This is a genomic window from Salinicola sp. 4072, assembly GCF_036663415.1.
In the GTDB taxonomy this organism is placed as follows: Bacteria; Pseudomonadota; Gammaproteobacteria; order Pseudomonadales; family Halomonadaceae; genus Salinicola; species Salinicola salarius_A.
The window spans coordinates 14367-27175 of record NZ_JAXOVV010000003.1 but is presented as its reverse complement, the minus strand read 5'-3'; the positions used below and the strand labels follow the sequence as shown (position 1 = coordinate 27175).

General features: G+C 65.0%; 13 protein-coding genes. 2 read left to right on the top strand and 11 right to left on the bottom strand.

Annotated features, from left to right (window positions below; genetic code table 11):
- Window position 1: 1 nt before the first annotated feature.
- From R3F72_RS03645 to R3F72_RS03610, 8 genes are all read right to left on the bottom strand, one after another.
- Window positions 2-661 (bottom strand): carbonic anhydrase, encoded by a 660-nt coding sequence (locus R3F72_RS03645; RefSeq protein ID WP_332778945.1) that lies wholly within the window; start codon window positions 659-661, stop codon window positions 2-4.
- 568 nt (window positions 662-1229) lie between these two features.
- Window positions 1230-2030: an MOSC domain-containing protein gene (locus R3F72_RS03640; RefSeq protein WP_332778944.1), complete on the bottom strand. Its 801-nt coding sequence runs from the start codon at window positions 2028-2030 to the stop codon at window positions 1230-1232.
- Between the two features lie 40 nt (window positions 2031-2070).
- Window positions 2071-2517: a DUF4385 family protein gene (locus tag R3F72_RS03635; protein WP_332778943.1), complete on the bottom strand. Its 447-nt coding sequence runs from the start codon at window positions 2515-2517 to the stop codon at window positions 2071-2073.
- A gap of 135 nt (window positions 2518-2652) precedes the next feature.
- Window positions 2653-5253, bottom strand: a complete 2601-nt coding sequence (locus R3F72_RS03630) for a TRAP transporter permease (RefSeq protein WP_332778942.1) — start codon at window positions 5251-5253, stop codon at window positions 2653-2655.
- Between the two features lie 270 nt (window positions 5254-5523).
- Window positions 5524-6498: a TAXI family TRAP transporter solute-binding subunit gene (locus R3F72_RS03625; protein ID WP_087718340.1), complete on the bottom strand. Its 975-nt coding sequence runs from the start codon at window positions 6496-6498 to the stop codon at window positions 5524-5526.
- A gap of 324 nt (window positions 6499-6822) precedes the next feature.
- Window positions 6823-7302 carry a DUF192 domain-containing protein gene (locus R3F72_RS03620; protein WP_087718298.1) on the bottom strand — a complete coding sequence of 160 codons (480 nt, stop codon included), beginning with the start codon at window positions 7300-7302 and terminating at the stop codon, window positions 6823-6825.
- Between the two features lie 30 nt (window positions 7303-7332).
- A complete protein-coding gene (locus R3F72_RS03615) occupies window positions 7333-7941 on the bottom strand; it encodes a DedA family protein (RefSeq protein ID WP_087718299.1) in 609 nt (202 codons plus the stop codon).
- A gap of 52 nt (window positions 7942-7993) precedes the next feature.
- Window positions 7994-8224: a hypothetical protein gene (locus R3F72_RS03610; protein ID WP_143543249.1), complete on the bottom strand. Its 231-nt coding sequence runs from the start codon at window positions 8222-8224 to the stop codon at window positions 7994-7996.
- 232 nt (window positions 8225-8456) lie between these two features.
- Here R3F72_RS03610 and R3F72_RS03605 point away from each other — a divergent pair, with 232 nt between their 5' ends.
- Window positions 8457-9326, top strand: coding sequence for a DMT family transporter (locus tag R3F72_RS03605; RefSeq protein WP_087718300.1), 870 nt, complete (start codon window positions 8457-8459; stop codon window positions 9324-9326).
- Window positions 9323-9781: a GNAT family N-acetyltransferase gene (locus R3F72_RS03600; protein ID WP_218776952.1), complete on the top strand. Its 459-nt coding sequence runs from the start codon at window positions 9323-9325 to the stop codon at window positions 9779-9781. Before R3F72_RS03605 ends, R3F72_RS03600 begins: the two co-directional genes overlap by 4 nt.
- 12 nt (window positions 9782-9793) lie before the next feature.
- On the opposite strand, the gene R3F72_RS03595 is transcribed toward R3F72_RS03600, so the two are convergent.
- The 3 genes from R3F72_RS03595 to R3F72_RS03585 are packed head-to-tail and all read right to left on the bottom strand — an operon-like array spanning window position 9794 to window position 12756.
- Complete coding sequence (locus R3F72_RS03595; protein ID WP_332778941.1) at window positions 9794-10675, bottom strand: ABC transporter ATP-binding protein; 882 nt, start codon at window positions 10673-10675, stop codon at window positions 9794-9796.
- Entirely contained in the window at window positions 10672-11781 is a 1110-nt protein-coding gene (locus tag R3F72_RS03590) for a FecCD family ABC transporter permease (protein ID WP_087718302.1), read from the bottom strand. Before R3F72_RS03590 ends, R3F72_RS03595 begins: the two co-directional genes overlap by 4 nt.
- Window positions 11782-11787: 6 nt before the next feature.
- Complete coding sequence (locus R3F72_RS03585; protein ID WP_087718303.1) at window positions 11788-12756, bottom strand: FecCD family ABC transporter permease; 969 nt, start codon at window positions 12754-12756, stop codon at window positions 11788-11790.
- Window positions 12757-12809 lie beyond the last annotated feature (53 nt).

Below are 12809 nucleotides of genomic sequence, written 5' to 3'. Positions count from 1 at the left end.
TCTAACCGGCCGCCACACGCTGCCAGTCCGGCTCGTCGAACCCGTCCTCCGCGCCCTCGGCCTCGCGACGATAGACTTCCTCCAGGTGTCCGCTCGCCAGATCGTAGACCCAGCCATGCAGGCTTGGCGCCCGCCGCGCCTGCCAGCTCCCGGTGATCAGTTTCAGGCCGGCAAGCCGTTCGATCTGCGCGATCACATTGAGCTCGACCAGATGGTCGACCTTGTCGCCGAGTTGCGAGAACTGCGCGAGTTCGGCGTCCCGCTCGGCGACCAGTTGCTTGACCTGTCCCAGATGCCTGTCGACATGGGGCAACGTCCGAAGGGCGTCGTCGCCGCTCACCGCCGCCTGGATGCCGCCACAGCCGCGGTGCCCGCAGACGATGATGTGGTCCACCTTCAGCGCGTTGATCGCGTACTCGAGCACGCTCGACACGTTGGCATCGTCTTCATGCACCAGGTTGGCGATATTGCGATGGATGAAGAGCTCTCCAGGTCGCGCATTGCAGATCTGCTCCGCCGGCACCCGACTGTCGCAGCAGCCGATCCACAGCGCGGCGGGCGACTGCCCCTGGTGCAGACGCTCGAACAGGTCGGGGTCGGAGGCCTTCATGTCGTCGGCCCAGGCCCGATTCTCGAGTAGCAGACGGTCGAAGAATTGCATGGCAGCACTCCTTGTGCGGTGGCGTTCTGTGTAGTGGCGATATGGATAGCGACGATCGACGAGCTCGGCTTCCACGCGGTCGTTTCGGCGTCCGAACTCGACTTTCCGGCGGTGATGTCGGCCTGGCCGTCGTCATCGTTGGCTAACGACTCGAGCATGAGACGAAAGGCGCAGACTTCGCTTCCAGTCGTACGGCGGAAAGGCAGGATCGGGCAAGCAAAAACCGCTTTGCAGGCTGCAAATTTTGTAAGGCTACGTGATGGAGTGTTGATGCCGGCGGGTCCGAAGCGGATCACGAAATCGCGATTTTTCGCGACTTGGTCGACAGCCGACGAGTGTCAAGAAACGTAAAATCTGGCCTTCCGCCCTTCGTCGATCGTGTTCATGAACTCTGCATGACAGCCGGCTTCAGGGAGGGAAAAGAAAGTCGAGAAACATCAGAAATTTAATAAAATCTAATGTAACAGAAGGCACGACAACCTTGCGTGAAGATGAACCCTTTCATGCTGCCGAGAGGGCTCGACGAGCATGAACGTTACCCGCCGATGACGTTCATGCTCGGTTCATGTCACAGCGACGATTCCAGCACCTCGATCGGGTCGTTCACGCTGATGTCACCGCTATTCTCCGCCACGAGATTCTGACCGAAATAGACCTTGCCCTTCTCGCCTCGGCGATAGCCCGCCAGGGTCTTCAGCGGCTCCTTGTCGGCCCGCTTTTCGCCCCTGGAAGGGTCGACCGTCACCATGGCACAGCGAGAGCATGGCGCATCGACCCGAAACGTCACCTCGCCTATCCGGATGCGTTTCCAGCCATCCTCGGCGTAGGGCTCGGTGCCGGTCGCGACGAGATTGGGCCGGAACTGCGCCATCACATGCGTCCCGTCGGTGCGGGCGTTGAGATCCTCCAGCGAGGCCTCGGAGATCAGCAGCAGCGGATAGCCGTCGGCGAAGCTGACCCTCACCCCGATCGACTGCCGATAGCGCGGCGATCGCTCCCCCAGCCACAGCAGCCGTGCGGGCTCGCCCGCGGCCTCGCTGAACCAGTCGTCGAGAGAGGCATGCGTGGTGGTCGCGCTGAAAGGATCGGCCCACACCTGGGTATCGAACGGCTGCCCCGAGAACTCCTGGCGCGCCACGTCCACCGGCGGCAGCGTGCCGTGAGTCACTGTCAGACGCTCGCCATCGAACTGCGCCCGCACCCTTTGCAGCTGGGGATGCGTACGCGCCGTGAGAAAGGTGCCGTCGGGCTTGACCACCATGAAGCGGCGATCGCCGACCAGACCCTCTTCCTCGACCCGAGCGCGCTGTAGCGACGAGCCGGCCGTGGATTTGATCGGATAACGATGAATGGCAGCAAGCGCTGGCATGAAAGGCTCCTGTCACAACATTGATCTTTTGATTCGGCGATCAGCGCCTGGATTTCAGACGACGCTGATGCTCGCGCTTGGCCTGTTGGTAGGCCTCGTCGGCCCGAACGCGATCCAGCCTTTCGCGATAGCACTCGGCGATGCGAGCCTTCTCGGCATCGGCGTTGCGCGGCTGGCGTAGACGGCCCTGGGCGTCCTTCTTGCGCCCACCCGGATAGCACGCATAGCGCCGTGCGCGGGTATAGCCCATCTGCAGGTATTTCCGCGCCATGTCCATGCCCACGAAGTCGCCTCGTTCGCGATAGTCGCAATAGCGCGCGTGCAGTTCGGCGACGGCCTGCCTGGCGTCGGCCTCGTTGCGGATGGCCCACAGCGGAAGCAGCTCATCCTTGTAGGGCTGGACATGGAACACACCGCGCTCGCCATGGCCGATCCGGTAGCATTCCGGATGCCGACGATAATCGATGGACGCGTCGGGGAAGCTCACGCTCACCTCGCTCAGGTCATCTCGCTCAGGGTCGCGACGGGATCGCGCGGCGGAGGCGGCGCGAGACATCGCGGGGACGAAAAACGGCCGTCTCCGAGGAGACGACCGTCATGTTGCCACGCCTGTGATGCTACGTCAGGTCGTCGCGACCCGCTCGGGCTTGTTGGCCCTGGGCTCGCGCCGACGTCGCTGGAGCGCCACCACCAATCCGAACAGCAAAAGCGCCGGGATCCACATCAGCTCTTTCGGCAGTTGGGACGTGGGGATACGCACCGAGACGATCTCCTGGTCGAAATCGAAGCCCAGCTTTTCCGCCTGGCTACCGAAGTCGGTCATGTCCACCAGCGTCTTGCCATCTTCCCGCATCAGATGCAGGCCCAGGCTCGAGAGCCGCTCGGCACCGGTGTCGCCTTCCGTCGCCGGCACCTGGATCACGAAGCTGGTGGGCGCGCCGTAGGCGTCGAGACCCTCGATGCGCGTCATCAGGTGCTCATTGGGTCCGATCTCTCCCAGCGCCTGCTCGAACTGCGCCGGCGGCACCTCCTCGTAGGGGGCGTCGACCATGTCCATCCAGAAGCCCGGACGGAACAGCGAGAAGGCGACCAGCAGCAGCACCAGGCTTTCGTACCAGCGGCTCCTGACCAGCATGAAGCCCTGGGTGGCGGCCGCGAAAATCAGCATCGCCACCGTCGCCACGACGAAGATGACGATCCCGTGGATCCAGTCGACGTTGATCAGCAACAGGTCGGTGTTGAAGATGAATAGAAACGGCAGCGCCGCCGTCCGCAGGCTGTAGTAGAACGCCTGGAAGCCGGTCCGGATCGGATCGGCGCCGGAGATCGCCGCCGCCGCGAACGAGGCGAGCCCCACCGGCGGTGTCACGTCGGCCATGATGCCGAAGTAGAACACGAACAGGTGGACGGCGATCAGCGGCACGATCAGCCCGTTCTGTTCCCCCAACTGGACGATGACCGGCGCCAGCAACGCCGATACCACGATGTAGTTGGCGGTCGTCGGCAGCCCCATGCCCAGGATCAGACTGAGCACGCCGGTAAGCAGCAGCATCAGCAGCAGGTTGCCCATCGACAGCGTCTCGACCAGATCCGCCAGCACCAGGCCGACGCCGGTCTGTGCCACGGCGCCGACGATGATGCCGGCGGTGGCCGTGGCGATACCGATGCCGATCATGTTGCGAGCACCATCGATCAGCCCGTCCCACAGATCCATGCCGCCGCGCTTGATGTCGTTGGCCAGATCGCTTTTGCCGCGGAAGAAGGCATCGATCGGCCGCTGGGTCAGGATGATGAAGATCATGAAGGCGGTCGCCCAGAACGCCGACAGCCCCGGCGACAGACGCTCCACCATCAGACACCACACCAGCACCACCACCGGCAGGATGTAATGCAGCCCCACCATGACGGTCGGCCGGGTGCGCGGCAGTTGAGTGATCTCCTGCGAGGGATCGTCCACTTCCAGCTCGGGATAGCGGGAACCGATCTTCATCAGCGCGATGTAGATCGCACCGACACCCAGCGCGATGACCCAGGGCGCTGCCTCTCCCAAGGCCGGCTTGAGCCAGCCGATGCCGTAATAGACCGCGAACGCCATCGCCATGATGCCGACCAGGCCGGTCAGGAAGCCGAGAATCTTGTTGAGCCACGGCCGCTGCGGGTTACCGCTGGGCAAGCCCTGCATGCCCGCCTTCAGCGCTTCGAGATGGACGATGTAGAGCAGCGCGATATAGGAGATCACCGCCGGCAGGAACGCGTGCTTGATCACCTCGATGTAGGGAATACCGACGTATTCCACCATCAGGAACGCTGCCGCGCCCATCACCGGCGGCATGATCTGACCGTTGACGGACGAAGAGACTTCCACCGCACCGGCCTTGGTCGCGCTGAAGCCGACGCGCTTCATCATCGGGATGGTAAAGGTGCCGGTGGTGACCGTATTGGCAATCGAGGAACCGGAAATCAGGCCGGTAAGGCCGGAAGAGACCACGGCGGCCTTGGCCGGGCCACCGCGATAGTGCCCCAGCAGCGAGAACGCCACCTTGATGAAATAGTTGCCCGCCCCGGCCTTGTCGAGCAGCGCACCGAACAGCACGAACAGGAACACGAAACTGGTGGAGACCCCCAGCGCGATGCCGAACACCCCCTGCGTGGTCAGCCATTGATGGTTGACCAGTCCGGAAAAGCTCACGCCACGGTGGGCCAGCATGCCCGGCATGTACGGTCCGGCCAGCGAGTAGACCAGAAAGATCAGCGCGATGATCATTAGCGGCGGGCCGAGCGCGCGACGTGTCGCCTCGAGCAGCAGCACGATCCCCACCACGCCGACGATCACGTCCTGCAGAATCGGCGCGCCGGGACGCTGGGAAAGCTGGGCATAGAAAAAGTAGAGGTAGGAGGCACAGAACGCCGCCACGAGGGCCATGGCCCAGTCGAGAATCGGCATGCGTTCGCGCGGAGAGCGCTTGAACGCCGGATAGGCCATGAAGGCGAGGAAAACGGCGAACGCCAGATGGATGGAGCGCGCCTCGGTGGCGCTGAAGACACCGAACCCGACGATGAAGGGTAGCGGCGAAGCGATCCAGAGCTGAAACAGCGACCACAGCGCCGCCACACCCAGCAGGATGCGGTTGGGCGTTCCGGTCAGCTTGCGACCACCGGTGTCGGTCGCAGCCAGTTCGTCCAGCTTGGCCTGATCGGGGCCAGAAGCCTTGTTATCCGTCATGAGCAGATCCTGACTTGAGAAGGTGCCTTCAGAAGAGCGGTACCCGGCCATACGGCGGGAAGCCGGAGACTCGCCCGTGTTGCAGACAACTTCTGAGCAAACACTGAGTAATCGCCTGCGCGAATGAATCGCTACGCTTCGCGTCCGCGTTCCGCGCTTGACTCGATGCGACGGTCGATGTCGCAAGGTATCGATCCAACGGCGCGGCGGTTGCAACCAACCGCCGCGCCGAAGATTAACGCATTCCGTCAGGAATGACGCCGTGGGCGATTACAGCCAGCCCTGCTCTTTGTAGTAGCGCTTGGCGCCTTCATGCAGCGGTGCGGAGAGCCCCTGGCTGATCATGTCTTCCGGCGTCAGGTTGGCGAATGCCGGGTGCAGACGCTTGAAGCGGTCGAAGTTGTCGAATACGGCCTTGACGGTCTGGTAGACGACTTCGTCGTCGACGTCGGCAGACGTGACGAAGGTCGCGCGCACACCGAAGGTCTCGACGTCGTCCGGGTTACCCTCGTACATGCCGCCGGGAATGGTGGACATGCTGTAGTAGGGGAACTTCTCGACCAGTCCTTTGACGGCCTCGTCGTTCAGCGGCACCAGGTTGGAGGCGACGGTGGTGGTCGCTTCCTGGATCGCGCCGTTGGGGTGACCGACGACGTACGCCATGGCGTCGATGTTGTTGTCCGCCAGCGCGGAAGCCATCTCGGCGGCGCCCAGCTCGGAAGAGAGCGAGAACACGCTGGTGTCCCAGCCTTCCGCGTCCATCAGCACTTCCATGGTGGCGCGCTGGCCGGAACCCGGGTTACCGATGTTCACGCGCTTGCCTTTCAGGTCCTGCACGGAATGGATGTTGGCATCTTCGCGCGCCAGGATGGTGAGCGGCTCGCCATGCAGCGAGAAGACCGAACGCAGGTTCTCCATCGGCTGGTCGAACTGCGCTTCGCCGTTGTAGGCGTTGTACTGGACGTCGGACTGGGCGACACCCATGTTCAGCTCGCCGGACTTGATGCCGTTGACGTTGGCAACGGAACCACCGGTGGACGGTGCGTTGCAGCGAATGCCGCTCTCTTCGGCACTGCGGTTGACCATCCGGCAGACGGACTGGCCGACGACGTAATAAACGCCGGTCTGGCCACCAGTGCCGATGGTGATGTACTGCTGCTCCTGAGCCATGGCCGGCGTGGAGATCGATGCGGCACCCATCAGGGCGGAGGAGAGAACGGCTGCGGTTAATGCATGGCGTTTCATGCGCATACCTCGAAGATTTTCCCGTTTATTGTGTTGATCGGTTTCCCGACCGCGAAGACGACAGGCTGGCCGGCGTGCGTCAGGGTGTGATTCGAATCGCACCGTGCCCGTGGACTTGCCTATTGCAACATATCTTATCCCTGACGGCGCGCCATCATATAGTGAGTTCGAGCCGGGCAAAACCGCGAGGTAACGTGTCCGCCGTCCGTTTCCCCCGATGATGCGCCATCACCGCATCCATCGCCCGCTTTCGTCGCCTAAAGCGGCCCTTCCCGGCTCAAATGCCTTCATGATCGGCATGCCTCATGCCGGACACGAATGCCGTCACGGCGCCAGCCAGGAGGAGAGATCGACTCGATCTCCCACGGCCAGGTCATGGGCGTCGAAGTAGCCGGCATTGGCCTCGAGCGCAGCCCAAAACGGCGCGCCTGCCGGATAGACGGGGCAGTCGCGAGATGAGGTCGCATGGCAGGGAGGCATCGTCCTGAGCGAGCGGATCACGCCGTCACCGCCGATGAAGGCGATATCCAGCGGGATTCTGGTCTTGTACATCCAGTAGGCGTTGCTGCCCGGCTGCTCGCGGTCGTAGAGAAACAGCATGCCCGCGTTCTCCGCCAGCGACTCGCGCTCCATGAGCCCACGCGCACGCTCGGATGCCGTCCGCGCCACCTCGACATGCAGCGTATGCTCATGCCGGCCGTCGTCGAGGATCACCGTCTGGCGCGGCAACGTCTCCGCCCATGCCGGTACCGCGAAGAGCGCGCACAACACCCATACTCCACAGGCCCGAACCCTCGCCAGCATGCCCTTCCTCCTCGCCGTTGCGGCGCCGCCTCACCCGTAGCGACGGCGCCAGTAATGCTTACCGATATGATAGAGCCAGGCCAGCACCAGCAGCCCCAGCACCAGCTTCGACGCCGGGCCGATATAGGCCTCCAGCGCGCGGAAATTCTCGGCCAGCTGATAGCCGGCTACGGCCAGGAAGGCGCTCCAGATCGCGCTGCCCGACGCGGTGAGCAGCAAAAAGCGCCCGATCGGCATGGCGTAGACCCCGGCCGGCAACGAAATCAGCGACCGCACACCGGGCACCAGCCGGCCGAACAGGATGATCCAGTCGCCGTGGCGCTTGAAGATGCGATCGGCGCGATCCAGGTCCCGCCGCGATAGCGCCAGCCAGTGGCCGTGGCGCTCGACGAAAGCGGACATCCGGTCATGGCCGAACCAGCGAGCGACGCCGTAGAACGGCAGTGCCCCCAGCACCGAGCCGACCGTGCCCGCCACGATCGCGCCGATCAGCGAAAGCTTACCCTGGCTCGACAGGTAACCCGCCAGCGGCATGATCAGTTCGGAGGGAATGGGCGGGAACAGGTTCTCCGCGAACATCAGCAGCACCAGCCCGAAGTAGCTCAGCGTATCGACCGCCTGCTGAATCAGTGAATACATGCAGCCGCTCCCGCCGGCGGCATGCCGCGCCCCTCACTCTGAAACCATATCGTCACGCCTGTTCCTCCGTCCCGGACTCGCGCTGGCGCGAGCCGTTCTGCGCCGTGGCCGTCTGACGCGTGGCGGATTCACCCTGGCCGACCCGATGGTCGATGTAGGACAGCGCGAACAGTTGGACGACGAGAAAACAGACGCAGAAGGCGATTCCCTTGAACATGTTCCGGGCTCTCGGTGGCGATGATGACGAAATCGGGGCGTCATCCTTCGGAAGACGTTGACGCATGGTAGCGCATTCCTCGGATAACGGGACGCCGAGTTAGCCGCCGGCAACCGGACATCGCCCGCGGTTCCAGCGATGGCACGCCGAGACCTGTCGGCGTTTCACGCCCGGCCGCGTGACATCTCAAAATAACCTTGCTCTCGCCCGAGTCGCTGAGACAATGGGGTATCGGCGCCATTCGGTAACGTCTCCAACGACGCCTTTCGACAACGTCTTTCAACGATGAGTACCGCGTGTGCCCCTCAAGGATTTACTGATCGGTCTCGGCATCATCGCCATCTGGGCCTTCAACATCATCGTGATCAAGCTCGGGGTCGAGGATTTGCCGCCGCTGCTGGTGACGGTCCTGCGCTTCATGCTGGTCGCGGTGCTGGTCGTACCGTTTACCCGGATCTCGCGCCAACAACTCCCCTGGATCCTGCTGCTGGCGGTCACCTTCGGCGGCCTGCACTTCCCGCTGCTGTTTCTCGGACTCCAGCAATCGGAGGCCGGTACCGGTGCGCTTCTGGTCCAGATGGGTACTCCGTTCGCCACTCTGCTGGCGGCGATGTTCCTCAAGGAGAAGCTGGGGCCCCGCCGGGTCGTCGGCCTGATCCTCGCCTTCGGTGGCGTCGTGGTGCTGGCCGGCGGCCCGTCGCTGCCGCCACCCGCTGCCACCGCCCTGCTGCTCGCCAGCGCCTTTTTCTGGGCGGTCTCGACCATGATCATCAAGCTCTCCCCACCCATCGCGCCGCTGACCATGACCGGCTGGATCTCGCTGTTCGCGATTCCCCTGGTCGCGCTGGGCAGCTGGATCTTCGAGGACGACCAGTGGCTGGCGCTTCACCAGGCCAGTTGGGCCGGCTGGGGCGCGGTGGTGTATACCGCCTTGATGTCCTCGATCGCCGCTTACGGGTTATGGTACCGGTTGCTGCAGAAGCATCCGGTCAGCCGCGTGGTGCCATTGACGCTGCTGATGCCGGTGTTCGCCGTCATTCTCGGCGTCTGGCTGCTCGACGATCCGCTGGGAATCAACAAGGTCGCGGGCGGGGCCATGGTCATCGCCGGGTTGGCCGTCATCAACATCCGTTTTCGCCGTCAACGCAAGCCGAGGCCCGTTTCATGAGTCACCCTGCCTTTCCCGATATCCTGCCCATGACACTCGACGATCATGCGGATTTCACCGCGATGATGCTGCGCACGCCGGGCGTGGTGCTCAGAACCGCCGATGGCTACGCGGCCACGCAACGCTATCTGGAGCGAAATCCAGGATTGAGCTTCGTGGCGCGCCCGGCCAGCGGGGAAAGCATCGTGGGTTGCGCCATGGCAGGCCACGACGGCCGCCGCGGCTATCTGCAACACGTCATGGTCGATCCGGATTATCGCCAGCTGGGGCTCGCCCGGGCGATGGTCGATCATTGCCTGGCCGCGCTGCTGGCGGCGGGCATCGAGAAGGTGCATCTCGATACCCTGGCGGACAATCACGAGGCTCACCGCTTCTGGCAGCATCTGGGCTGGGCCGATCGCCGCGATGAGATCGTCAAGTTTTCCCGCGTGCTGGTCGAAGACGCCAACGCCTGAGCCAACGCCACCCTAGCCTCGCGAGTGGCGAGCCGAGCGGATGTTGGTCAGGAGCGGGCTGCCGGTGGCCGGATCCTGCATCAAGGTACATTCCACGCCGTAGAGATCACGAACCAGCGCCGTCGTCACCACGTCGCTCGGCCTGCCGGCAGCGACGATCCTGCCGTCCAGCATCGCCACCAGGTAGTCGGCAAAGCGGCACGCGCTGACCAGATCGTGCACCACCATCGCCAGCGTCTTGCCCGCCGCGGCCAGGTCCCGGATCAGTTCGAACACTTCCAGCTGATGGCCGAGATCGAGCGCGGAAGTCGGTTCGTCGAGCAGCAGCAGCGGTGTCTGCTGGGCGATCGCCATGGCGATCCAGGCGCGCTGGCGCTGACCGCCGGACATGGCATCCAGGGGCCGGTCGGCGAGCGCGTGCAGATCCGCCGCCGCCAGCGCTTCGTCGACCACGCGCCGGTCGTCCCTCGACCACTGCTTGAACAGACTTTGATGCGGCTGCCGTCCGAAGCGGATCAGCTCGGCGACGGTCAGGCCTTCCGGCGCGAGAGTTTCCTGCGGCAGCAGTGCCAGCCGCTGCGCCATCTCGCGCGCCGGCAGACGCTGGATATCGTGACCGTCTAGCAGCACCGCGCCCCGATCCGGTACGTGCAGACGCGCCAGGCTCGCCAGTAGCGTCGACTTTCCGCAGCCGTTGGGGCCGACGATCGCCGTCACCTGCCCGGCAGGGAGCTCGAGATCGAGCGCATCGATCACCGTGCGCCGCGCGCTGCCCCGCCCGTAGCTCAACGAGAGCTGGCGCGCGGCCAGGGGCGGTGCGACGTCCGGCGACACGTTCGAGGGCGACGCATTCGACAGTGACGCATCGGGCGAGATAGCGGCAAACGAATTCATGACTGGAACCTCGGTGCAGGACGTAACAGTATCCACAGAAGAAACGGTGCCCCGACGATCGCGGTCACGATACCGACGGGCACTTCGATCGGCGCCAGCAGTAACCGCCCGACCAGATCCGCGGCGACCATCACGATCGCCCCGGAGAGCGCCGAGGCGATCAGCGAAACGCCCCGGTGCGAAGAGAGCTGGCGGGCGATTTCCGGGCCGATCAACCCGACCAGCCCGACCGGGCCAGCGACCGCGACCGCCAGTGCTGCGAGCGCCACCGACACCACCAGCGCCGTGTAACGACAGGCGCGCACGCGGTAGCCCAGCCCCTGGGCCACGGCGTCCGAAAAGCGCAGTATCCGCATCGCCCGGGAGAGATAACAGGCCACCACGAGGCCGATCGCCAGACCGCACCAGAGCCAGACCAGCGCGGCACCGTCGCGGGCGTTGAGACTGCCGACGGTCCAGGGATAGGCGGCGTTGGCGGTGTCGATGGCGACCCGCGCCATTAGCAGTTGCGTCAACGCCCCGAAGACCGCGCCGACCCCGATCCCCGTCACGATGAAGCGATAGCCGCGCGTCCCGACGTCATTGGCCAGCGCAAAGGTGATGGCCGTCGCCGTGGCGGCCCCCGCCAGCGCCATCGGCGGCGGCGCCAGGCTCGTGCCGAGCCCCACGACCGAGGCAACGGCAAAGGCCGTGGCGCCGTTGTCGATGCCGACGATCCCGGGCGTGGCCAGACGGTTGCGGGCCAGCGTCTGCATCAGGCAGCCGGAGAGCGAAAACGCCGCGCCGGTCGCGACACCCGCGGCCAATCGCACCAGACGCAGCTCCTGGACGACGAAAGCGCTGACCGGATCGCCGTAACCGAAGACGCCGGCCAGCGCCTCCCGCGGGCTCAACGTCAGCGTGCCCAGGCATAGCGACAGAAGCGAAACGGCCAGCAGCGCAGCCAGCAAGCCGAGGCAGACGAAGCAGGCGCGACGCTCGATCAGGATCGAATAGTCGCGCTCGCCGAGCGCCCAGCTCAGGCGCCACGAGCCGGGCGGAGGCGTCACGCCGGCATCAGGACGATTCATCGGGCAGGCGGGCGGTGTCAGGGTACGAGTCTTCATCAGGCGTCACAGCGCGGGCAATCGGTGGGCACGGACGACAGCGATCAGCACCGGCGCCCCGACCAGCGCGGTAATCACACCCAGCGGCATCTCCGAGGGCGCCACCAACAGTCGCGCCAGAATGTCGGCGCTGAGAATCATGATCGGCCCCAGCGGTAGCGTCAGCCACAGGGTACGGCGAATGTCGGGACCGGCCAGCGCCCGGGCGACGAACGGCACCACCAGCCCCACGAAAGCGATCGGGCCGGCAACCGCCGTGGCCGCGCCGACCAGTACCGCCACCGCGATGACGCACAGGAGCCGGATCCAGCGGGGATGATGGCCCAGCCCGACGGCCACTCGTTCGCCGAGCGCGAGCGCCGCCAACGGCCGGGCGATGGCGACGATCAGCACACCGGCGAACAGCAGGCTGGGCAGGATAGCGCGAAGGTCCTCGAGCCGACGCCCGGCCAGGCTGCCGATGACCCAGAACCGGATTTCGTCGGCACTGCGCTGGTCGACCAGCAGCAGCAGTGAGGTCAATGCCCCCAGCAGCCCGGACAGGATCGCCCCGGCCAGCACCAGCCTGACCGGATCGTTGCCGACCCCGTTGACGCGCGCCATCGTCAGCACGAACAGGCATCCGGCCAGCGCCCCCAGCTGCGCCACGGAGATTCGCAACGTCGCTGCGCTGGCGCCCAGCACCAGCGCGATCGCCACCGCCAGGGCACTGCCCGCGCTGACACCGAGAAGCCCTGGCTCGGCCAGCGGATTACGGGCGACTGCCTGGATCAGCGACCCCGCCACGCCAAGCGCCATGCCGACGGCCACGCCGATCAGTGTGCGCGGCAAGCGTAGCGACTCGACGACGAAACGCGCCTCGTCGCTACCGCCACCGGTCAGAACCGACCAGGCGTCGAGCGGGCCAACGTCGCCGGCGCCCAGGAGCAGGCTCGTCACGCCGACCAGCAGGAGGCTGGCCAGCAGGACGAGCATCAGATTGAGGAGCGACGATCGTTCACGAAAAGACGAGCGCTCACGGGAAATCG